Origin of the sequence: Paenibacillus ehimensis NBRC 15659, from assembly GCF_004000785.1 — a bacterium.
Taxonomy (GTDB): Bacteria; Bacillota; Bacilli; order Paenibacillales; family NBRC-103111; genus Paenibacillus_G; species Paenibacillus_G ehimensis.
On sequence record NZ_BILX01000033.1, the window covers coordinates 51712 to 72927 of the forward strand.

The 21216-nt window shown below is 56.8% G+C and carries 11 protein-coding genes; 10 read left to right on the plus strand and 1 reads right to left on the minus strand.

Features of this window, described 5'->3' with window-relative positions; genetic code table 11:
• Positions 1-89: 89 nt before the first annotated feature.
• Genes PEH01S_RS19445 through PEH01S_RS19465 form a run of 5 tightly spaced genes read left to right on the plus strand, consistent with a single transcriptional unit; the run spans position 90 to position 8228 of the window.
• Entirely contained in the window at positions 90-1127 is a 1038-nt protein-coding gene (locus PEH01S_RS19445) for a response regulator (protein ID WP_025853283.1), read from the plus strand.
• Positions 1127-2992 carry a cache domain-containing sensor histidine kinase gene (locus PEH01S_RS19450; protein ID WP_025853281.1) on the plus strand — a complete coding sequence of 622 codons (1866 nt, stop codon included), beginning with the start codon at positions 1127-1129 and terminating at the stop codon, positions 2990-2992. The genes PEH01S_RS19445 and PEH01S_RS19450 overlap by 1 nt, the downstream gene beginning before the upstream one ends.
• A 37-nt stretch (positions 2993-3029) precedes the next feature.
• Complete coding sequence (locus PEH01S_RS19455; RefSeq protein ID WP_025853280.1) at positions 3030-3797, plus strand: SDR family NAD(P)-dependent oxidoreductase; 768 nt, start codon at positions 3030-3032, stop codon at positions 3795-3797.
• Entirely contained in the window at positions 3794-5926 is a 2133-nt protein-coding gene (locus PEH01S_RS19460; RefSeq protein WP_127487510.1) for a heparinase II/III domain-containing protein, read from the plus strand. The genes PEH01S_RS19455 and PEH01S_RS19460 overlap by 4 nt, the downstream gene beginning before the upstream one ends.
• Positions 5919-8228, plus strand: coding sequence for a DUF4962 domain-containing protein (locus tag PEH01S_RS19465; RefSeq protein WP_174807149.1), 2310 nt, complete (start codon positions 5919-5921; stop codon positions 8226-8228). Before PEH01S_RS19460 ends, PEH01S_RS19465 begins: the two co-directional genes overlap by 8 nt.
• A 282-nt stretch (positions 8229-8510) precedes the next feature.
• On the opposite strand, the gene PEH01S_RS19470 is transcribed toward PEH01S_RS19465, so the two are convergent.
• Entirely contained in the window at positions 8511-8789 is a 279-nt protein-coding gene (locus tag PEH01S_RS19470) for a hypothetical protein (RefSeq protein ID WP_127487512.1), read from the minus strand.
• A 328-nt stretch (positions 8790-9117) separates the two neighbouring features.
• Between PEH01S_RS19470 and ectB the strand changes: the two genes are divergently transcribed.
• From ectB to PEH01S_RS19495, 5 genes are all read left to right on the plus strand, one after another.
• Positions 9118-10398 (plus strand): diaminobutyrate--2-oxoglutarate transaminase, encoded by a 1281-nt coding sequence (gene ectB, locus PEH01S_RS19475; protein WP_025853273.1) that lies wholly within the window; start codon positions 9118-9120, stop codon positions 10396-10398.
• A gap of 75 nt (positions 10399-10473) precedes the next feature.
• Complete coding sequence (locus PEH01S_RS19480) at positions 10474-12039, plus strand: esterase/lipase family protein (protein ID WP_127487514.1); 1566 nt, start codon at positions 10474-10476, stop codon at positions 12037-12039.
• Between the two features lie 9 nt (positions 12040-12048).
• Positions 12049-12783: a 4'-phosphopantetheinyl transferase family protein gene (locus PEH01S_RS19485; RefSeq protein ID WP_127487516.1), complete on the plus strand. Its 735-nt coding sequence runs from the start codon at positions 12049-12051 to the stop codon at positions 12781-12783.
• Between the two features lie 170 nt (positions 12784-12953).
• Entirely contained in the window at positions 12954-17477 is a 4524-nt protein-coding gene (locus PEH01S_RS19490; RefSeq protein ID WP_127487518.1) for a non-ribosomal peptide synthetase, read from the plus strand.
• A 42-nt stretch (positions 17478-17519) separates the two neighbouring features.
• On the plus strand, positions 17520-21216 hold a 3697-nt coding region (locus tag PEH01S_RS19495), incomplete at its 3' end, for a non-ribosomal peptide synthetase (protein ID WP_127487520.1).

Here is a 21216-nt window from a genome sequence, read left to right on the forward strand (position 1 = left end):
ACGATACATGCCCGGCTGCGAAGTTATACCCGGCCCTCATACGCACTAGTCTTTTCTCCCCGCCCCCCCTTCTGAAAGGAGCGTTCGCCATGTACCGAATCTTGATCGCAGATGACGAGCCGATGATTCGCAAAGGCCTGCAAAAGCTGGTGGAGCAATCCGGTCTGCCCATAACGAGCATCCGCACGGCTGAGAACGGCACGGATGCGCTGCAGCGGATTCGCGAAGAACGCCCCGATTTTTTGTTTACCGACATTCGGATGCCGAAGCTGGACGGGCTGGAGCTGTGCCGGCATGTGGCCGAGATGGACGCGGATATCCAGATTGTCGTCGTCTCCGGGTATAACGATTTTGAATACGCGCAGAAGAGCGTATCTTACGGCGTGAAGGAATATTTGCTGAAGCCGGTCACCATCAAGGGGTTTCAGGAGGTGCTGGAGAAGCTCGTGCGCTTCAGCGCGAAGCAGCGTTCCGAGACGTTCGTTCCCGTAACCCGGCTGGAAGTGTGGGCGGCCAAGCTGGATGAAGCCGTGTGGCTGCTGCTAGAGCAGGAGCTGCAAGCCATATTGGCGGCGATGCGCAGCGAGCTGGACGGCTTCGGCCTGAAGCCGAGCCGGCTGTGCGATGTGCTTGACGAGCTGCACGTTCTGCTGGTAAGCCGGATCAACAAACGGGACGTATTCACGCTGCGCGCCGGCTTGCAGCTGGCGGACGTTTCGGAGAAGGAGGAGGCTTGGCGGCGGTTTGACGGCAGCGTCCGCAGCTTGTGCGAGGAGCTCAGGCACAAGCGCAGAGGCAGACGCAAGGACCCGGTCGAGGAGGCGAAGCAGTACATCGAGGATCATTTGGCCGAGGAGGTTTCGCTGGAAGAGGTGGCGGAGCACATCGGCTTGAACGCCTCGTATTTCAGCCAGCTGTTCAAGCAGTCGACGCAGGAGACGTTCGTCCAATACCGGACCCGCAGGCGGATGGAAAAAGCGAAAAAGCTTCTCCAACAGCCGCATTACCGGATCACGGACATCTCGGGAGAGGTCGGGTACGCCGACCACCCCCATTTTACGAAGACGTTCAAGAAATACGCCGGGTGCCTTCCATCCGAGTACCGGCAAAAGATGGGCATCGAATAATGAAACGCAAAACGCTGTCCGGCCAAATTTACATTTACTTTCTCATTGTGATTGCCGTCTCTTTGATTACCGTTGGCGTCGTTTCTTACGTGCAGTCTTCCAAAGAGCTGGACCGCCAGGCCGAGCAGTACATGGAGCAGATCGTCGACAGCGCGGCATATCAGACGGATATTTATTTGCAGACGTACGAGCTGCTGAGCAATTCGTTCACTTCGAACCCCGACGTCCGGTCGTTCATGGAGATTGCGCCCGACGACGGATACGGGTATTACTATTACTCCACGCAGATCAAGAAGTTTGCGTCGAACTCCGTGCAATCGATCGCAACGCTGTACAAGCAGTTGAACATGATTTATATCGTCGGACAGCACCGGCGTTCCGTCATCTACGATAACCAGAACCTGATTTTTCTGGACCCTGCGGAGTATAAGACCAAGTTCGAATACCTTATGAAAAACACTCCCGACGACGGGCAGATGGTTCTGCTGAACGTGAGCCTGCGGTCGGAAGACCGGGGGACCGTCGTCACGATGGCGCGAAAAGTGCGCGATTCGGCTTACAACGATGCGAACCGCGGGGTTGTCGCCATTGAGTTTAAGCTTGCGGAGCTGGCGAAAATATGGCAGCGCGCGAACGTGGGCAAGGACGGATATTTCTTCATTATCAATGGAAAAGGAGAATTTATTTACCATCCGACTTTGCCGCTGAAGGAGACGAAGCTGGAACCGGAGCTGTTCCGGCATATGCAGCAGAGCGCGGGAAAATCGGTCATCGATCATTATGAGGGTCAGGAGCGGTTGTTTGTCTCCCGAGGTTCGAGCTACTCGGACTGGAGGCTTGTCGCCTCGATTCCGGTACAGGAGCTCCGTCGCCCGGCGTCCACGATCCGCACCACGACGCTCAGCGTCGGTCTGCTCACGCTCATTGCCGCTCTATGGCTCGCCTACCGTTTCGGCCGTTCGATCGTCGCGCCGATTCGCGAGCTGAAAGAAAGCATGCGGCAAACGGAGAAAGGGAACTGGCAGCACATCGACGAGATCGGCCGGACGGACGAAATCGGCGGATTGATTCACAGCTATAACCTGATGGTGACACGGCTGTCGGAGATGATCGAGAAGGTGTACGAAGCCGAGCTGCAGCAGCAAAAAAATGCGCTTGAGCTCGGCCGGGCGGAGCTGGAGCGGCAGCGGGCGGAATTTCAATCGCTTCAGCTGCAGATCAATCCGCATTTTCTGTACAACACGCTGGAAACGATCAACTGCTACGCCATCGTGCAGGATTCGTACGAAATTACCGAGATGGTGGAAGCGATGGCCTTCATGCTGCGCTATTCGATCCAAACCAATCTGGAAGAGATTACCGTGGCCAACGAACTGAACCACGTGCGCAACTACATGATCGTGCTGCGGCACCGGATCGGCCGGGAATTCGAAATCGACGTCGTCATTCCGCCTTCGCTGCTGCTGGAAAACATGGTGCGTTTGACGCTGCAGCCGCTGATCGAAAATATTTTTCAGCATGCGTTTCCCGGCGGCTTCGAGCCCCACCATGATATCCGCATCGATGCGCGCAAGCAGGGCGGGCTGTTCCAGGTGTCCGTGGAAGACAATGGCGCGGGCATCGAGCCCGACCGGCTGGAAGAACTGCGCCGACGTCTGAAGCAAAACCGGCTGGCCGACGAGCACGAGGGCGGGCGGCAGCGCGGGGGGATCGGACTGATGAACGTTCACCGGCGCATCCAGATGGTGTTCGGGGAGCAATACGGCCTAACGATTGAAAGCGAATGGGGGCGCGGCAGCCGCATTACGATGACCATGCCGGAAACGTCGGCACCGGCGCTGCGCTCCATAAAAGATCATACCTAACATTGACATTTATTTCATGGATACGGAGGAGCTTCCTATGAAAATCGATTTGACGGGAAAAATTGCTTTGGTTACGGGCTCTAACGCGGGGATCGGCCGTGCGATCGCGATCGCGCTTGCTGCGGGCGGGGCCAAGGTAGGCGTCAACTGCTTGCGCAACGTGGCGCAGGGGGAAGAGACGGTTGCCGCTATCCGGGCAGCCGGAGGTGAAGCGGTGCTCGTGCAGGCCGATGTTACGGACGCTGCGGAGATCGACCGTCTCGTATCGGAAGTCGAGCGGGCATTCGGCGGAACGGTCGATATTTTGGTCAACAACGCCGGCCATCTGGTGAAGCGCCAGCCGAACATCGACATGACCGAAGAATTGTACCAGCAGATCATGGATGTCAACCTGAAAAGCACGGTATTCATGTGCAAGCGCGTCCTCCCGGGCATGAAAGCGAAAGGGGCGGGCCGCATTATTAACATGTCGTCTGTTGCCGCACACAACGGGGGCGGACCGGGTTCGAGCATTTATGCCGCAAGCAAGGCGGCCGTATCCGCATATTCCAAAGGACTTGCCAAAGAAGCGGCGTCCAGCGGCATTACCGTCAATCTTGTATCTCCGGGCTTTATCGGCAATACGATGTTCCATTCGACCTTTACGACGGATGAAGCGCGCAAAGCGACGGTAGCCGGGATTCCGCTGCAGCGGGAAGGGACCCCGGAGGATGTGGCGGGCGCCGTCCTGTACCTGGCCTCCGATCTGGCTTCTTATTTGACCGGCGAAACGATTGAGATCAACGGCGGGATGATGATGCGATGAGTACGGGAATCCGGAGTAAAGCGGAAAAGCACGCCTGGGGGCGGCGGGTGCTGGCCGAGCTCAAGGAGGAGCTGGATCGGCTGGAAGCGGCGGACAGCCTGCATATTCCCGTAGAGCCGGGCGGCTGGTGGCACCAATACGTGTGCCCCCGTCACCATGCGGAGCTGCTGTTCGATCCCGCCGAGCGGGATGCGCAGTCGTTCCTCTGCCCGCACGGCTGCCGGATCGAAGGCGAAGCGTACCGCGGGGCTTGGCTGGTGTTCAAGCACCAGTCCTTGGCCCGCGCCGCGCTTCAAGCGGCGGCGGTCTATGCGGCTTCGCGGGAAGCTTCCTATGCGCTGCTGGCGAAGCGGATCATTGCCGGGTATGCGCGCCAGTTCCCCGACTATCCGGTGCATCCGGACGCTCAACCGTGGATGCTGAAAGGCCGGGCGTTTCATCAGGCGCTGACGGAAGCGATCTGGTCGACGACGCTGCTTCGCGCCTGCTTGCTGTTATACGACGAAGGCGTGGCTTGGACGGAGGCCGAGCGCGAGGCGATCGACGGCTATTTGCGATTGCTGGAGACCAGTATGACGGAGTACCGTCATATTTTGATTCACGAACGACGCAATGCGGAGAACAATTATACGGCTTGGCTTAATGCGGCACTTTCGTGCGTTTATGCGGTGAAGGGGAATCGCGGCGGATTGCTTGCCCTGATCGCGGGCGAAGGGGGCTGGAAGCATCATCTGTCCATCGGCGTCAAGCCGGACCAGCTGGAGTTCGAAGGCAGCACGTATTACCACGTGTTCGTCCTGCGGGCGTACCTCATATCGGCGGAGATGGCGGAGCGTTTCGGCATCGATCTGTACGACGCCGAGGGGACGGCGGGTCAGTCGATGTCGGGTATGTTCGACGTGCTGGCCGCGCTTGCCGACGACCGGGGCGTGCTGCCTGCCCTGCATGACGGTCCGGTGGAGCGGCTGCCCTATGCCAGGGAAATCGCCGAGATTATGGAGATCGGCCTGGGCCGGTACCGTCAGCCGGGGATCGTTCCGATCCTGCGCGAAGCGTACCGGCAGATGGGCGACCCGGACGGCGCGCGCTGCCAGCTTGAGGCGCTGCTCTATGGCGAAGGCGAGGACCCCGGCGCACGCCGGTTCGGCGAAAGCGCCGCAGCGGGAACGAATGCGGCCGGCTGTACGGACAGCGGGGAAACGGGGCTGCAGCGGGACTCCAGGCTGCTCCCCGATTCCGGCTTTGTCCTCGGCCGGAGGGCGTCGAACGCGTTGTCGTTTCTGGCCGATTTCGGCCCGCACGGAGGCTCGCACGGCCATTACGACAAGCTTCATTTGACGCTTATGCACCGGGAGACGGCGTTTGCGCCGGACTTCGGCATGGTGCCTTACGGGTCGGAGCTCCGCAAGCAGTGGTTCGCTGAAACGGCAAGCCATAACACCGTATCGCTTGGCGGAGCATCGCAGGCGGCCCACACCGGAAGCTGCCTCCGGTTCGAAGAGACACCGGCCCATACGTACGTATGGCTGCGGTCGGAAGGAGCGTACCCGGGCTGCCGAATGGACCGGCACTTGCTGCTGACTGATCGGTGGCTGCTGGATTGGTTCGAGGTAGCGGCAGGGGAAGTGGCATCGATCGAATGGTGGATGCACCCGGTCGTGCCGGTTGAAGCAGAAGCGGTCCCTGCCGGCGTTGAGACCCGCACAGAGCAACCGCCGGACGAAGACGGCTTTTATCGGCTGGCGATTGATGGCGAGTGGCAGCGCCTGCCCGTCGTTAAGCGTTACGGGGCTGTGGCCCCCATTGGCTCAGCGAGGGAGCTGAGACTGACGTACAAGGTGCCGGGCGGCGGGCGGATTTATCATACGGCGCTGCTTCGTCCGGGAGATGAAGCCTATGCCGTGCGGACGCCGGGCACCAGCGTCGACCCGAGCCGGCCGTTGACCGCTTTGCTTCATCGCCGGCAGGGCCGGAGCGCGCGGTTTGTTCACGTATACAGCGCCGGAGCACGGACGGCCTTGAAGGAGATGCCCTCTGGCGCCATTCAAGTGGAATCGGCAGGGGAGATTCGCATCTGCGAGCTTACGGAGCAGGGACTAACCGTGATAGGAGGAGAGCGCCATGAGTAGTCTGGCACCGTTATACGAGCCGCAGAGCGGAGTTTTGACCGTACAGTACGCACCGGACGAACAGACCGTCCTTACGGAAAATCCGCCCCGGTTTACCTGGATTCCGGCGCAGTTGGAGCATGACCGGTACGTGCTGCAAATGTCCCGCAGCGCCGCGTTTGCGGAGGAGGAAACGGAGACGGTCGAGCCGATTCCGTATAATTTGTATACGCCGGACCGTCCGCTGAAGCCGGGAACGTATTACTGGCGGTACGCGCTGCTGACGGACGATGAAGCGGGCCGCACGGCCTGGAGCCGGGTGCGGCGCTTCACCGTGCCCGAAGGGCTGCCCGAGACGCCGCTGCCGTCGCCGGGGAGCCGCTATGCGCAAGCCTCGGCGGCACATCCGCGGCTGTGGCTTCAGGCTTCCGAGCTGCCGGACTTCCGCCGCAGGATCAAGGAAGATCCGTCCTATTGCGGCTGGGAGACGTTCTACGAGCGCTCCGTCCAGCCATGGATCGGGCGCGAGCTCATCGCGGAGCCGCAGCCGTACCCGGACCACAAAAGGGTCGCAGGCCTGTGGCGGAACATGTACCTGGACTGTCAGGAAGCGCTGTATGCTATCCGGCATTTGGCCGTGGCCGGCGTCGTATTGGAGGATAAGGCGCTCATCGGGCGAGCGAAGCAGTGGCTGCTGCACGTAGCAGGCTGGAATCCCGAAGGAACCACTTCGCGTGATTATAACGACGAAGCGTCGTTTCGGGTAGCGGGGGCGCTTGCCTGGGGCTATGACTGGCTGTACGACGCATTGAGCGAAACGGAGCGCGAGCTGGTCCGCGGCTCGCTGCTTAAGCGAACGGGACTTGTAGCGTATCACGTGATGGAGCGGTCCAAAATCCACCACGTGCCGTTCGACAGCCACGCGGTACGCTCGCTGTCCAGCGTGATGGTGCCCTGCAGCATCGCATTGCTTGGGGAAGAGCCGAAGGCGCAGGAATGGCTCGATTATACGCTCGAATATTACGCCAACCTGTACACGCCGTGGGGAGGCGCGGACGGAGGCTGGGCGGAAGGTCCGATGTACTGGACGACCGGCATGGCGTTTGTGACCGAAGCGTTCAATCTGCTCAAAAACTATACCGGCATCGACTTTTACCGCCGTCCGTTTTTCACCAAAACCGGCGATTTTCCATTGTACTGCTTCAGTCCGGATACGCTGCGCGCCAGCTTCGGCGACCAGTCCACGCTCGGCGATCCCGTCAGCTTGAAAACCGCCTTCAACATCCGCCAGTTTGCCGGAGTAACCGGCAACGGTCTGTATCAGTGGTATTTCGAGCGGGTCAAGGAGATCGATACGGACTCGGAAACGAAGTTTTACAATTACGGCTGGTGGGATTTCCGGTTCGACGAAATGATGTACCGCCACGATTACCCCGCGATCGAGCCGGTTCCGCCGACGGAAGCGTCGATCGAGCCGGTCAAATGGTTCCGGGATGTCGGTTGGGTCGCTTTCCATGAGAACATGGCCGACCCGGAGCGCCATATCCTGCTGCTGACGAAAAGCAGCAAGTACGGCTCCGTCAGCCACAGCCACGGCGATCAGAACGGCTTCCTGCTGCATGCCTACGGCGAGCCGCTTGCCATCGAGAGCGGCCATTACGTCGGTTTCGGCAGCACAATGCACCGGAACTGGCGGAGGCAGACGCGTTCCACCAACAACATTCTCGTGGACGGGCTCGGCCAATACGCCGGAACGGATAAAGTGCTGGCGATGGAGGCTTCCGGCATCGTCGAGGCGGCAGAACAGCGGGACGGTTACGGCTATTCCCGCTGCAACGCGACGGCGGCCTATCGCCATCACGTCCCTTACTTGAAGCGTTATGTCCGCGAGCTGTATTTTTTCGGGAAGTCGTTTGTCGTCGTCGTGGATCTCATCGATCTGGAACGGCCCGGACGCGTCGAGTGGCTGTTCCAGACGCTGTACGAGATGAAGCTGTCCGGACAAGCGTTTCAAGTGCAGGGCCGCAAGGCGGATATGGACGGGCGCTTCGTCTACTGTTCCTCCGGCGAGCTGGAGCTGACGCAGCACAACGAATTTACGGACGTCGATCCGGCCGAGTACGAAGGGCTGCCGGTCCATTGGCATTTGAAAGCGGCGACGAAGGAAGCGCGCAGCCATCGGCTCGTCACCCTGCTGGTGCCCGTTAAGCACGGAGAGCCGAAGTACGTCTCGTATTTTCTGGACGATCAGGATCACGGCGTCCATTTGTATTTTACGGAGAACGGGGTAACCCGCAAAGTCGAGGTGCCTAAGGCTTATTAATCCTGTTGACGAAAACCGGGCAACCATTCAAAAAGCTGCCAAAAGGATAGCACACTATCCCTTCGGCAGCTTTTTTGGCGTGAAAAATTTTAAGTATTTGAAAAAGTGCTTTCCGAGCCTGTCAGCTATATACGAAACAAAATGGATGGTCAATAGACCGTTTTTTCTTTTTTGACCATGGGATGACCTAATAATCCACACCTTTTGTCATCATTCGACAAAATGTAAGAACGTGGAAGTCGAATTTTCTGAATCGCCTATGTTAAGCGTTTGTAAAAATGTCTAATTATTGAACAAAAGTTTATAATAGATTACAAAATAGGTCTTTACTACCATGTTAAGATTCCCTAATAATTGTATATAATTAGCAGGTGTTGGGTATTTTGTAATCGCATAGAAGGGGGGTGACAACCGGATGTTCTCACGAAGGCCTTCTTGGATTTTGAATGCCGATGAAAGCTTTCGCGTACAGCGGAAAAAACCGCAAACAATTTGCCCTTCGTCAGCTCCGGACAAAAAAGCTCCATAACCTGGAAGTTGCTTGAAGTCAGCCAGCTCCATCTCAAACATCTTGGTCAATCCACGTTCTGTTCATCGCATCAGGAAACCGCATCCGCATTATTTCTAAAACACAAGACCTTACTCCTTAGTCTACATCACGACCCGTTTTCAGAACAAATTTCGAATCCTACAGGAATACCTGAGGGGAGTCTGCAGCATGACGAATCGATAAATTATCCGGGTTCCGCCCTTGTTGCAGGCGATGTTACCGTATGCCAGGCGTTTTTAAACAGAGGGTAAGAACAGAAGAAGCCACATCATGGAGGTAAGCCCTTAACTATCTTTAATGACGGATTAAATGATACCTGAGGAGAGATATGATATGACAGTGAACACATTCGAAGCCTTGGAATCCAATGTTAGATCTTATTGCCGTTCGTTCCCGGACGTTTTCGTACGGGCTAAAGGCTCCGTCCTATATGCTCAGTCCGGCAAGTCTTACATCGACTTTTTTGCCGGCGCGGGCGCGTTGAATTATGGACATAATAACGACTTTATCAAAGAACGGCTTATCCATTATTTGCAATCGGACGGTATCAGCCACGGACTCGACATGTACACGTCGGCCAAGGAAACGTTTCTGCAGACATTTTCGGACAAGATTCTTAAGCCACGCGGTCTGAACCACAAGGTTCAATTCTGCGGTCCGACGGGAACCAATGCGGTAGAGGCGGCCTTCAAACTGGCGAGAAAAGTCAAGGGCCGCACTGGCATATTTGCCTTCATCGGCGCATTTCACGGCATGTCGCTCGGCAGCTTGGCCGCAACCAGCAGCTTGTATCACCGCGAAGCGGGCGGAGTTCCGCTGCACGACGTCACCTTCATGCCTTTCCCTGCGGGCTTTATTGACGGTTTGGACACGATCGGATACATGGAGGCGATTCTGACGGACGACCATTCCGGCATCGCCAAACCGGCTGCGATCATTCTCGAAACGATCCAAGCGGAAGGCGGTCTGAACGAAGCGCCGATCGAATGGCTTCGCCAGCTTCGCGATCTGTGCGACCGTCACGATATTTTGCTCATTTGCGACGAAATCCAAGTCGGATGCGGACGGACGGGTCCGTTCTTCTCCTTCGAGCGCGCAGGCATCGTTCCCGACTTGGCCGTGCTTTCCAAATCGATCAGCGGTTACGGGCTGCCGATGTCCCTGCTGCTGCTGAAGCCGGAGCTTGACGTCTGGAAGCCGGCGGAGCACAACGGCACGTTCCGGGGGAACCAGCTTGCTTTCGTCGGCGCGACGGCGGCTCTCGAATTCCGCGAACAGACCGGATTGGAGGCGGAAACGGAACGCAAAGCGAAATTCGTCGAACAGTTCTTGAAAGAGCAAATTTTGCCGATCGATCCGCGTCTCACTGTAAGAGGCAGAGGGCTTATCTGGGGAATCGACACGTCGGGCAGCGAAGATGAGACGCTCTCCAAAGCAATTGCTTCGCGCTGCTATGAGCTCGGGCTTATCATCGAGCGGGCGGGACGTAACGATGCGGTCGTCAAGCTGATGCCGGCGCTCACGATTCCGATGGAGGAGCTTGCCAAGGGCTGCGAGATTTTGAAGCAGGCCGTAACGGAATGCTGCGCATCGAACTTGCTTCAACCGGAATTGGTCTAAAGCCCGACCGGCGGGAGACGGAGTAGAGAAATCATATTCGGTTCACCATTTTATTTGGGGAGTTGAATGTTATTGATGAATAAAAGAGTTCTGACGTTACTGTTGTCATGCCTGCTGCTTTGGGCTGTCGTTGCAGCGCCTGCTTCCGCTGCCGCACCCGACCCGAACTTATCTGGCGTTCCCGGAACTTGGGCGCCCGGCGCTACACCGAGCAACCTGAATCCGAACTACCCCGTCATTCTGTTCGTCCAAGGCTTAACAGCTAACGCCGGAACTTGGTACAAAACGAACGATATGTACCAAACGGCTTACAATAACGGGTATCAAACCGCATTCGTCGAGCTGTACGATTCGGGTGGCCCGTCGAAAAACATGTGGGATAACGGCAAGCTGCTTGCCGATAAAATCGTGGAAATTTCCAAGGCGTTCCCGGGCAAAAAGCTCGTGATCGTCGCCCACAGCAAAGGCGGGGTCGATTCGCAAACGGCTCTTGTCCATTACGGTGCGTATCCGTACGTTTCGCACGTCGTCACTTTGGGAAGCCCTCACCACGGGTCGCAGCTTGCCGACTTGGCTTACTCCGACTGGGCGGGATGGCTGGCGGAGCTGATCGGTTATAAGACCGAGGGCACCTACTCCATGCAAACGTCTTACATGAACTATTTCCGTTCGATTACCGATACCCATGCCAACGCTTCGAAAAACAAGATTTACACATTCGCCGGCGACGGCTGGCACGATTCAGGTCCGATTTACCTTCTCGGAGGGCTGTACTTGTCGAAATTCGGTCCGAACGACGGCGTCGTGACGGTCAGCAGCGCTCATAATCCGAAGGGCACGATGGTGAAGATCGGACCTTGGGACCACAAGGTGGTTCATAACGGCACGCCGATGTTCCCGCTGATCAAGCCTTATTTGACAGCCACGGCCGGATTGGCGGCAGAAGCGGAAGGCAGGGGACAAAGTGCGGCGCGGGCAACGGGTCCGCTGGACCTGGTTCAACCCGGCAGCACGCTGATTCGCGGGGGCAAGCATGAAAGCACCGCCGTGGAGCGTTTTCTCGTTGAGAATGACGTGCGGAGCATCACGTTCGACTGGATTGCCGATCAACCGGCCGACCGTCTGGAATTGATTGCCCCGAACGGCGAGAAAAGAACGATCGACGTCAAGGTGGAGCAGGATCAGGAGATGTTCAAAAACGGCTGGCACCATACCGCTGTCGTTACCAAGCCGGAGCAGGGCGAGTGGACGCTGCAGGCGCAATCCAAAAAGCCCGGCGCACATTTGCTGACGGTTCAATACGATTCGGCTCTTTCCGATTCGCTCAAGCTGACGACAAAAGACAAGCATAAATTCCGTATCGAAACCGACGGCAGCAGCGGACTCTCCTCCAACAAGCTGAACGTTCATTACAATGTGAACTTTATCCCTGAGCAAGGCAATCCGGGCAAAAAGCAAATTCAATCGTTGAAAAAACAAGCGGTAGCAGGCGCGAATAACGAATTGGATCTGACGGCAGCCCAAGAGCCGGGCGTCTACCAAACGTCCGTCGAAGTCCAGGGTGTGACGGCACAAGGCGTTCCGTTCGAAAGATCCATGCTCCGCTCGGTCTATGTCGATAAACAGGGGGGAAGGCACTAACCGACGCCTATGACGATTGAAGTTTACGCGGTCCGGTTATCCGGGGAGCCCGAGGCCGGCATCATGCAGCAGCTGAACGATTGCGTATCGGAAGAAAAGCAGGCGAAGGCCGCAAGACTGAAGCAGCCTGCGGACCGGTGCAGAACGTTGGTCGGGGAAGCGTTGGCACGGTGGCTCATCGGGCAAAGATGGGGCCTTCGCCCTTCGGATATCCGCTATATCTATAATGCTTACGGAAAGCCGTCTTTGGACGGTTTTCCGAATATTCATTTTAACGTATCCCATTCCGGCGAATGGGTCGTATGCGCCATCTCGGAGCAGCCGGTAGGCATCGATATCGAACGGCAGCAGTACATCGATTTTTCGTGGTCCTATCATTATTTTGCCACCGAAGAAGCATATGATTTGCAGCAGCGTCCGTTTGCGGAGAGGTTATCTTATTTTTACGATTTATGGACTTTGAAGGAAAGTTTCATCAAACAAAGAGGGGTCGGACTTTCTCTTCCCTTGGACCGTTTCGCGGTTCGGGTCACGTCGGAAGGCAATCCCGTCCTGCTGCACAGCCCGGATTTGAAGGAATACTGGTTCAAGCAGTATCCTGTGGACGGTCCGTACAAGCTGGCCGTGTGCGGGCAGGAACGCGATTTTGCGGAAGAACTGGTCGTTCTGCCGTTCGACACGTTCATGAGCTCACTGGGCTCCTTGCAGCTTGTTCCGCAAACGGCGCAATCCGGCGAATATTAATCGTTTTTAAGGCGCATCTGTTCGTACCATTCCACAATAAAATAACGATTCGGCGTAGGAGGCTCAGCAGCCGGCGGTCGTTCGCACCTTCTGGCATACCAGAGCGCACCGGCTGCATCCTTAGATTGCGTGGTCTGACTAACGAATTTCTAGACTAGGGGAGTGTCCATGTGAGCGAGAATACGAATCAGCGATTTCCATTAACGCAAGCGCAGCTGAGAATTTGGTACACGGAAATGATGAACCCGGATACCACCTTAAGCATGCTCTCTGAATCTTTGAAAATCCAGGGAGGCCCCCTGGATGTAGAGGTATTAAAACAGGCGATTTATCAAATTATCCGGCACAACGACGCGTTTCGAATTCGAATCGGGTTTGAAAACAACGAGCCGGTGCAGTGGTTCGAGGATCCCTCGAATATTGTTCCCGAATGTGATTACGCGGAGGTTGACGGCTATGCCGAGGCGGAAGCGTGGCTGGATCGCTTCAACCGGATTCCCATCGGCATGTTCGAGCCCCGCTTGTATCATATCGTGATTCTGAAAATAAACGAGAACGAGCATTGGGTCGTTTGCAAATTCAATCATATTATTTTGGATGGCCTATCTTCGGATACGATGCTCCATTTGATCATGGAGTACTATATAGAGATTGCGAAAGGCAACGTTCCGGCGCACCATGCGCAGAGCGGTTATCTCGACTACATTCATGCCGATCAGGAATACGAGAAGTCGGACCGTTACCAGAAAGACAAAGCATACTGGCTGGAAAAGTTTCGTACTTTGCCTGAAGTCATGGGCGTCAAGTCGTATTCCTCGTATGCCGTGAGCACCGAGGCAAAAAGAAAGAGCGTCGTGCTTAGCGGAACGTTCTACGAGCAATTAAAGGTTTTCAGCGAGCAGAACAACGTCAGCTTGTTTACGTTGTTTTTGGCGGTGCTGTACGTCTACCTGTACAAAGCGACCGGGAATGAGGATATCTCGGTCGGTACGATTCTGGCCAACCGGACCTCGAAGAAAGAAAAAGAGACGCTCGGGATGTTTGCAAGCACGGTCGCGGGCCGAATAACGGTCGATCCGGATCAGACGCTGATTTCCCTGCTGCACTACATTGCAAAGGAACAAAAGTCGGATCTGCGCCACCAAAAGTACCCTTATAACCAGCTCATTCAGGATTTAAGGGAGATTTATCCGAACAAGCAGGAGGTTCAAGATTTATTCCGCGTGTCGATGGAATATTTGCCTCTCCGGCACGCGCATTACGATAATTTGAGCGTTCGGCATTACCCTAACTTTTGCGGCCATGAAGCGGGAGATTTTCTCGTGGACGTGTATGATTCCATCGACGATCAGCTGATCGATCTGCATGTCACCTACCGGGCTCAATTGTATGATGACGGCGAAGCGTCCCGGCTGGTCGACCAACTGCTTGCCATTATCCATCAAATTCTGGACCGTCCGGATCAGACGCTTCGCGAGTTGTCGCTGCTGAGCGAAGCCGAGAAAGAAAACATTTTAACCCGCTTCAATCCGCCAGCCGTTGACGATTCGCAGGAGCAATTGCTGCCATTGCGCTTCGAAGAGCAGGCGGCGAAGGCTCCGGGGCAGATTGCCGTCGTCGATAAGGACAAGCAGCTGACCTACGGGGAGCTGAACGAGCGGGCGAACCGGCTCGCGGGTGTGCTGCGAGGCCTCGGGGTCGGCAGAGAATCGATTGTCGGCATCTTGGCCGACCGTTCGGCGGAAACGCTCGTCGGCGTCATGGCGGTATGGAAGGCGGGAGGCGCCTATGTCCCGCTCGACCCCGATTATCCGCAGGACCGCATCCAGTTTATGCTGGAGGATAGCGCATCCGCCGTGCTGCTGACGCAGACGGGGCTCAAAGACCGCGTCGAGGCTTGGCTGAAGCAGGATGCTGCGCTGCAGACCGTGCTCTGCCTCGATGACGAAGCGCTGTATGCCGGAGATCCGGCGAACGTGCCGAACGTGAACGAGCCGCACGATCTGGCTTACGTGATCTATACGTCGGGCACGACGGGGCGCCCGAAGGGTGTCATGATCGAACACCGCAGCCTGACGAATACGGCGGCCGCCTACCGCCGGGAATACCGGCTTGACGAGACCATGCGGCTGCTGCAGCTCGCCAGTTTCTCCTTCGACGTTTTCGTCGGGGATGTGGCTCGGACGCTGTATAACGGCGGGACGATGGTCATTTGCCCGAAGGAGGACCGGATCGATCCGGTCCGCATGTACGGATGGATTCGCGACTACGGGGTCACCGTCTTTGAATCGACGCCGGCGTTGATCGTTCCGTTCATGGACTATGTAGCCGAGAACGGGCTGGATATGAGCTCGATGAGGCTGCTCATCACGAGCTCGGACAGCTGCAGCGTTTCGGATTACCGGGTGCTGCAGGAGCGCTACGGCTCGCAGTTCCGCATCATTAACGCTTATGGCGTCACCGAGGCGGCCATCGATTCCAGCTTCTACGACGAACCGCTTGCGAAGCTGCCGGACACGGGCAATGTGCCGATCGGCAAAGCGTGGCTGAACGCCAAGTTTTATATCGTCGATCCGCAGATGAATCCGGTACCCGTAGGATTTCTCGGAGAATTGTGCATCGGCGGCATCGGAGTGGCGCGCGGATATTTGAACCGTCCCGAGCTGACGGCAGAGAAATTTGTCGACAGCCCGTTCGTGCCGGGCGAGCGCTTGTACCGTACGGGAGATTTGGCCCGCTGGATGGAGGACGGAAACGTAGACTTTATCGGCCGGATCGACTATCAGGTGAAAATTCGCGGTTTCCGCATCGAGCTCGGCGAGATCGAGAGCGCGATGCTGCGTTTTGAGGGCGTCAAGCAGGCTGTCGTGGTCGACCGGACGGACGAGCGGGGGCAAAAATATTTGGCCGGCTACGCCGCCGCCGAAGAAACGCTCAAGCTGGATGAGCTTCAGGCTTACTTGAAGCAAGCCCTGCCTGCGCATATGGTTCCTTCACGCTTGATGCGGCTGGACCGGCTACCGCTGACGCCGAACGGCAAGATCGACCGGAAGGCGCTGCCGGTTCCGGAAGGGATCGCGCAGACCGGAGCGGAGTACGAAGCGCCAAGCACGCCGCAGGAAATCAAGCTGGCCGGAATCTGGCAAGACGTGCTGGGTCTGGAGAAGATCGGCTTGAACGATAATTTCTTCGATCTTGGCGGGCATTCGCTGCGCGCAACCATTCTGGCGAGCAAAATACAGAAGGAAATGAACGTCGATTTCCCGATGCGGGACGTGTTCCGCTTCTCGACGATGGGCGAAATGGCCCAGGCGATCGCCCGGATGGAAGAGAGCCTGTACGAATCGATCCCGGCGGTGGAGGAAAGGGCGTACTACCCGGTCTCTTCCGCGCAAAAACGGCTTTATATTTTGCGTCAATTGGACGGTGCCGAGCATATCTACAATATGCCCGTTGCGCTGATCATTGAGGGAGAGCTGGATCATGGGCGCGTAGAGCAAGCTTTTCGCGGGTTGATTGCGCGCCACGAGGCTTTGCGCACGGGCTTCGAGCTGGTGAATGGGGACCCGGTGCAGCGCGTATACCGCGAGGTGGAGTTTACGCTGGAGACCGGACGAGCAAGCGAGGAGGAAGCCGGAGAGATCATCCAGCAATATGTCCGTCCGTTCGATTTGGAGCGTCCGCCGTTGCTTCGCGCAGGTCTGATTTCGCTCGGCCGGGAACGGCAAATTTTGCTGTTCGACGTGCATCATATCGTTTCCGACGGAATCTCCTTGAACATTTTATTGGACGAGCTCGTCCGGCTGTACCATGGGGAAGAGCTGCCGCCTTTGCGGGTGCAGTACAAGGATTATGCCGTGTGGCAGCACTCTGATTCGCAGCGCGAACGGATGAAACGGCAGGAGGCATATTGGACGAGCGTATTGGACGGCGAGCTGCCCGTGCTGGAGCTGCCGACGGACTACGCGAGACCGTCCGAGCGCAGCTATGAGGGGGACGAGCTTCGTTTTGTCATTGACAAAGCGAAGGCCGAACGGTTGCTGCAGATCGCCGAAGACACCGGCGCTACGCTCTATATGCTGCTGCTGGCGGCCTATACGATTTTGCTGCACAAATATTCGGGGCAGGAGGACGTGATCGTCGGTACGCCGATCGCGGGCAGAACGCACGCCGATGTGGAGCCGATCGTCGGAATGTTCGTCAATTCGCTCGCGATCCGAAGCTATCCGGCGGCAGACAAGCCGTTCCTCTCCTATATCGAGGAGATCAAGGAAACGACGCTTCAGGCCTTCGAAAACCAGGATTATCCGCTGGAGGAGCTGCTCGAAAAAGTGCAGGTCGCGTGGGATCAGGGACGGAATCCGCTGTTCGATACGATGTTCGTGCTGCAAAACGCAGACGATCAAATTACGCATTTCGGCGAGCTTCCCGCACAGGCCTACGCATTCAGGCACACGATCGCCAAATTCGACCTCACTCTGGAAATTACGTTGGAAAACGACGGGTTGAACGGTCTTTTTGAATACTGCACGAAACTGTTTACCCAAAATATGATCGACAATTTCGCTCAAGATTTCGTGGAAATTGTTTCCCAGATTTGCGAGCGACCCCATATCCGGATCAAGGACATTGCATTAAGCGGAAACGCGGAACAGGAGGAGATTTCGGCCGAGGCTATCGATTTTGTATTCTGACAAACCCAGACTTTCTACTATGGAAGGAGATATAGAGAAGCGATGAAGGTAGCATTCGAGAGAGAAACCGCGTTCTGGAACAAGGTATTCGAAGGTGAAGAGAACACGCCTACGGCACTTCCTTACAGCAAAGCTCCGAATCAAGCTCCCGTCCTTGCCCGGACGATGTCCGTGGCATTGTCCGAAGGGGTTTCCGAGCGGATCGTTCAAATGAGCAAAGGCGCGCCTTTGCCCGCCTATATGATTTTGCTGACGGGAGTCCAAAGCTTACTATATAAATATACAAGCAACAGCTCGATTTTGGTGGGTATGCCTGTCGTCACCAAGCCGAACGAGACCCGTCGTCCCGTCAATCAATTGGTTATTCTCCGAGAAGAAGTCCGCGATGACAGCACCTTTAAGGCTTTGCTCGGCGAAGCGAAAACCTCGGTTACGGCTGCCATTAATCATCAGAACGTTCCGTTTCGCCTGATGACGGAGCGCTTGGAGCTGCAATATGCGGACAGCGTGCCTGTCGTCAATACGCTCGTGGCGTTGAAGCACCTTCATGTGACGGATTATCGGCAAAGCGCGGTATCGGACGCGGTATTCGAATTCGAATTGGACAAGGATGCGGTCCGGCTCCATTTAACCTATAACGGGAATCTGTTTACCGAATCGTTCATTGCGCAGACGGTCGATCACTTAGACCGGTTGTTTTCCGTCGTATTGTTCCAGCCGGATCTCGCGTTGGGGCAGGTCGAGCTGTTGTCCGAGACCGAGAAGCACCAACTGCTGGATGTGTTCAATCAAACGGGCACGGATTATCCCCGGGACACGACGATCCACCGGTTGTTCGAGGAACAGGCGGAGCGACGCCCGGATGCGGTGGCCGTTGCCTTTGAAGACCGGCAGCTGACGTACGGCGAGCTGAACGAGCGCGCCAATCGCCTGGCAAGAACGCTGCGGAACGCGGGCGTGCAGGCGGACCAGCTGGTAGGCATTATGGTGGAGCGTTCGCTCGACATGATCGTGGGCATTATGGGCATTCTGAAAGCCGGCGGGGCGTATGTGCCGATCGATCCGGAATATCCGGAAGAGCGCATCCGCTACATGCTGGAGGATTCGGGGACGCAGGTGCTGCTTTCGCAAGGGCATCTGCAGACGCGCGTTTCCTTTTCCGGCACATGGATTCGCCTTGACGACGAGGAAGCCTACCACGAAGACGGCTCCAATCTGGAGTCTGTCAACGGTCCGGAGCATTTGACCTACGTGATCTACACGTCGGGCACGACGGGCAAGCCGAAAGGAAACTTAACGACGCACCGCAATATTATTCGCGTCGTCAAAAATACGAATTACATCGATATTACCGAGCAGGACAAGCTGCTGCAATTGTCAAGCTATTCCTTTGACGGTTCGACCTTCGACATTTTCGGCGCTTTGTTGAACGGAGCGAAGCTGGTTCTTGTTCCGAAAGAAACCGTGCTGGACGTGGCGAAATTGGCCGGTTTGATCGAGGAGAAGCAAATTTCGGTGATGTTCATCACGACCGCGTTTTTCAACGTTCTCGTCGACATGAATCCGGATTGCTTGCGCCATGCGCGCGCCATTCTGTTTGGCGGGGAGCGCGTGTCGGTCAGCCATGTGCGCAAAGCGCTCGGCCATTTGGGGCCAGGGAAAATCAAGCACGTGTACGGCCCGACGGAGAGCACGGTTTTTGCGACGAGCTACGATGTGCACGAAGTCGAAGAGGGAGCGGTCAGCGTCCCGATCGGAGGCCCGATCAGCAACACGGCGATTTATATCGTGAACGCTCAAAACAAGCTGCAGCCGATCGGCGTAGCCGGAGAGCTGTGCGTAGCCGGGGACGGGCTGGCCCGAGGCTACCTGAACCGTCCCGACCTGACGGCGGAGAAGTTCGCGGACAATCCGTTCGCTCCCGGGGAGCGGATGTATCGGACGGGAGACCTGGCAAGATGGCTGCCGGATGGCACGATCGAGTACGTCGGACGGATCGACGACCAGGTGAAAATCCGCGGTTTCCGGATTGAGCTTGGCGAAATCGAAGCGCACCTGTTGAAATTGGACGCGATCGAGAAGGCAACAGTCGTCGTACGGGAAAGCGCGAACGGCGAGAAGCAGCTGTGCGCTTATTATGTGGCGGATCGTTCGCTTCCGGCGAACGAGGTAAGGAGCACGCTGTCCCAGGAGCTGCCCGCTTACATGCTTCCGTCCTATTTTGTGCAGCTGGAGCAAATGCCGCTCACGACGAACGGAAAGGTCGACCGCCGAGCGCTGCCGTCGCCGGAGGAAAGCATGCAAACCGGCGTGGAGTTCGTGAAGCCACGGACGGAGCTGGAAGCCGGAATCGTTAAAATTTGGAAAGAAATTCTTAAGATAGAAAAAATAAGCGTCAAAGACAGTTTCTTCGAGCTTGGCGGCCATTCGCTGCGCGCAACGACCATGGTCAGCCGGCTTCATAAAGAGCTGAACGTCAGTCTGCCGCTGCGGGACGTATTCCGGTATCCCACGGTCGAAAAGCTGGCCGAAGCCATCAGCGGAATGGGCGAGCAGGCGTACAGCTCGATTCCTGCGGCGGAGGAACGAGAGGTTTACCCGCTATCGTCTGCGCAAAAAAGGCTCTACATTTTGCACCAGCTGGAAGGGGCCGAGCAAAGCTACAACATGCCTGGCGTGACGCTGCTCGAAGGAGCGCTCGACCGCAGCCGGCTCGAAGAAGCGTTCCGGGCGCTGATTGCGCGTCATGAGACGCTGCGCACCGGCTTCGAGATGGTAGACGGGGAGCCGATGCAGCGGATCTACCCCGAAGTGGAGTTTGCGGTAGAGCATATCCGGGCGAACGAGGAAGAAGCCGAGGCAGCGGTGAAGCAATTTATCCGCGCCTTCGACTTGGCGAAGCCGCCGCTTTTGCGGGTGGGCTTGATCGAGCTGGCGCCCGAGCGCCATCTCTTGATGTTCGATACGCACCATATTGTCTCCGACGGGATATCCATGGACGTTCTGGTGGAGGAATTCGCCCGTCTGTACGGCGGGGAAGAGCTGCCGCCGCTGCGTATTCAGTATAAGGATTATGCCGTATGGCAGCAGTCCGAAGCGCAAAAAGAGCAGTTGAAGCGCCAGGAGGCGTATTGGCTTGAGGTCTTCCGCGGGGAGCTGCCGGTGCTCGAAATGCCGACGGACTATGCCCGTCCTGCCGTGCAGAGCTATGCGGGGAATGCGCTCCGCTTCGAGATCGATGCGCACAAACGGGAAGGTCTGCAGAGGATTGCTGCGGAGAGCGGCGCGACGCTGTACATGGTGCTGCTTGCCGCTTACACAATTCTGCTGCAAAAGTACACCGGCCAGGAGGACGTCGTCGTCGGTACGCCGATTGCGGGCAGAACGCACGGCGATCTGCAGCCGCTGATCGGGATGTTTGTCAATACGCTGGCGATCCGCAACTATCCGGCCGCGGACAAAACGTTCCTCTCGTATTTGGAGGAAGTGAAGGAAACGACGCTTGGCGCGTTCGAACGCCAGGATTATCCGTTCGAAGAGCTGGTGGACAAGCTGAAGCTCGCTCGCGACTTGAGCCGCAATCCGCTCTTTGACACGATGTTTACTCTGCAAAATACGGAGAACAAGGAGTTCCACCTGCCGGGCTTGCAGCTGACGCCGTACCCGGTTGAAGAACATACGTCGAAATTCGACCTGAGCCTGGACATCATGGAAAGCGGCGACGGCTTCCTTTGCGGAA

Coding starts and splice junctions, on each gene's coding strand:
- PEH01S_RS19465 (WP_174807149.1), top strand. CDS start 5,919: ATGAGTAGTCTGGCACCGTTATACGAGCCGCAGAGCGGAGTTTTGACC.
- PEH01S_RS19480 (WP_127487514.1), top strand. CDS start 10,474: ATGAATAAAAGAGTTCTGACGTTACTGTTGTCATGCCTGCTGCTTTGG.
- PEH01S_RS19455 (WP_025853280.1), top strand. CDS start 3,030: ATGAAAATCGATTTGACGGGAAAAATTGCTTTGGTTACGGGCTCTAAC.
- PEH01S_RS19470 (WP_127487512.1), bottom strand. CDS start 8,789: ATGGAGCTGGCTGACTTCAAGCAACTTCCAGGTTATGGAGCTTTTTTG.
- PEH01S_RS19485 (WP_127487516.1), top strand. CDS start 12,049: ATGACGATTGAAGTTTACGCGGTCCGGTTATCCGGGGAGCCCGAGGCC.
- PEH01S_RS19445 (WP_025853283.1), top strand. CDS start 90: ATGTACCGAATCTTGATCGCAGATGACGAGCCGATGATTCGCAAAGGC.
- PEH01S_RS19450 (WP_025853281.1), top strand. CDS start 1,127: ATGAAACGCAAAACGCTGTCCGGCCAAATTTACATTTACTTTCTCATT.
- PEH01S_RS19460 (WP_127487510.1), top strand. CDS start 3,794: ATGAGTACGGGAATCCGGAGTAAAGCGGAAAAGCACGCCTGGGGGCGG.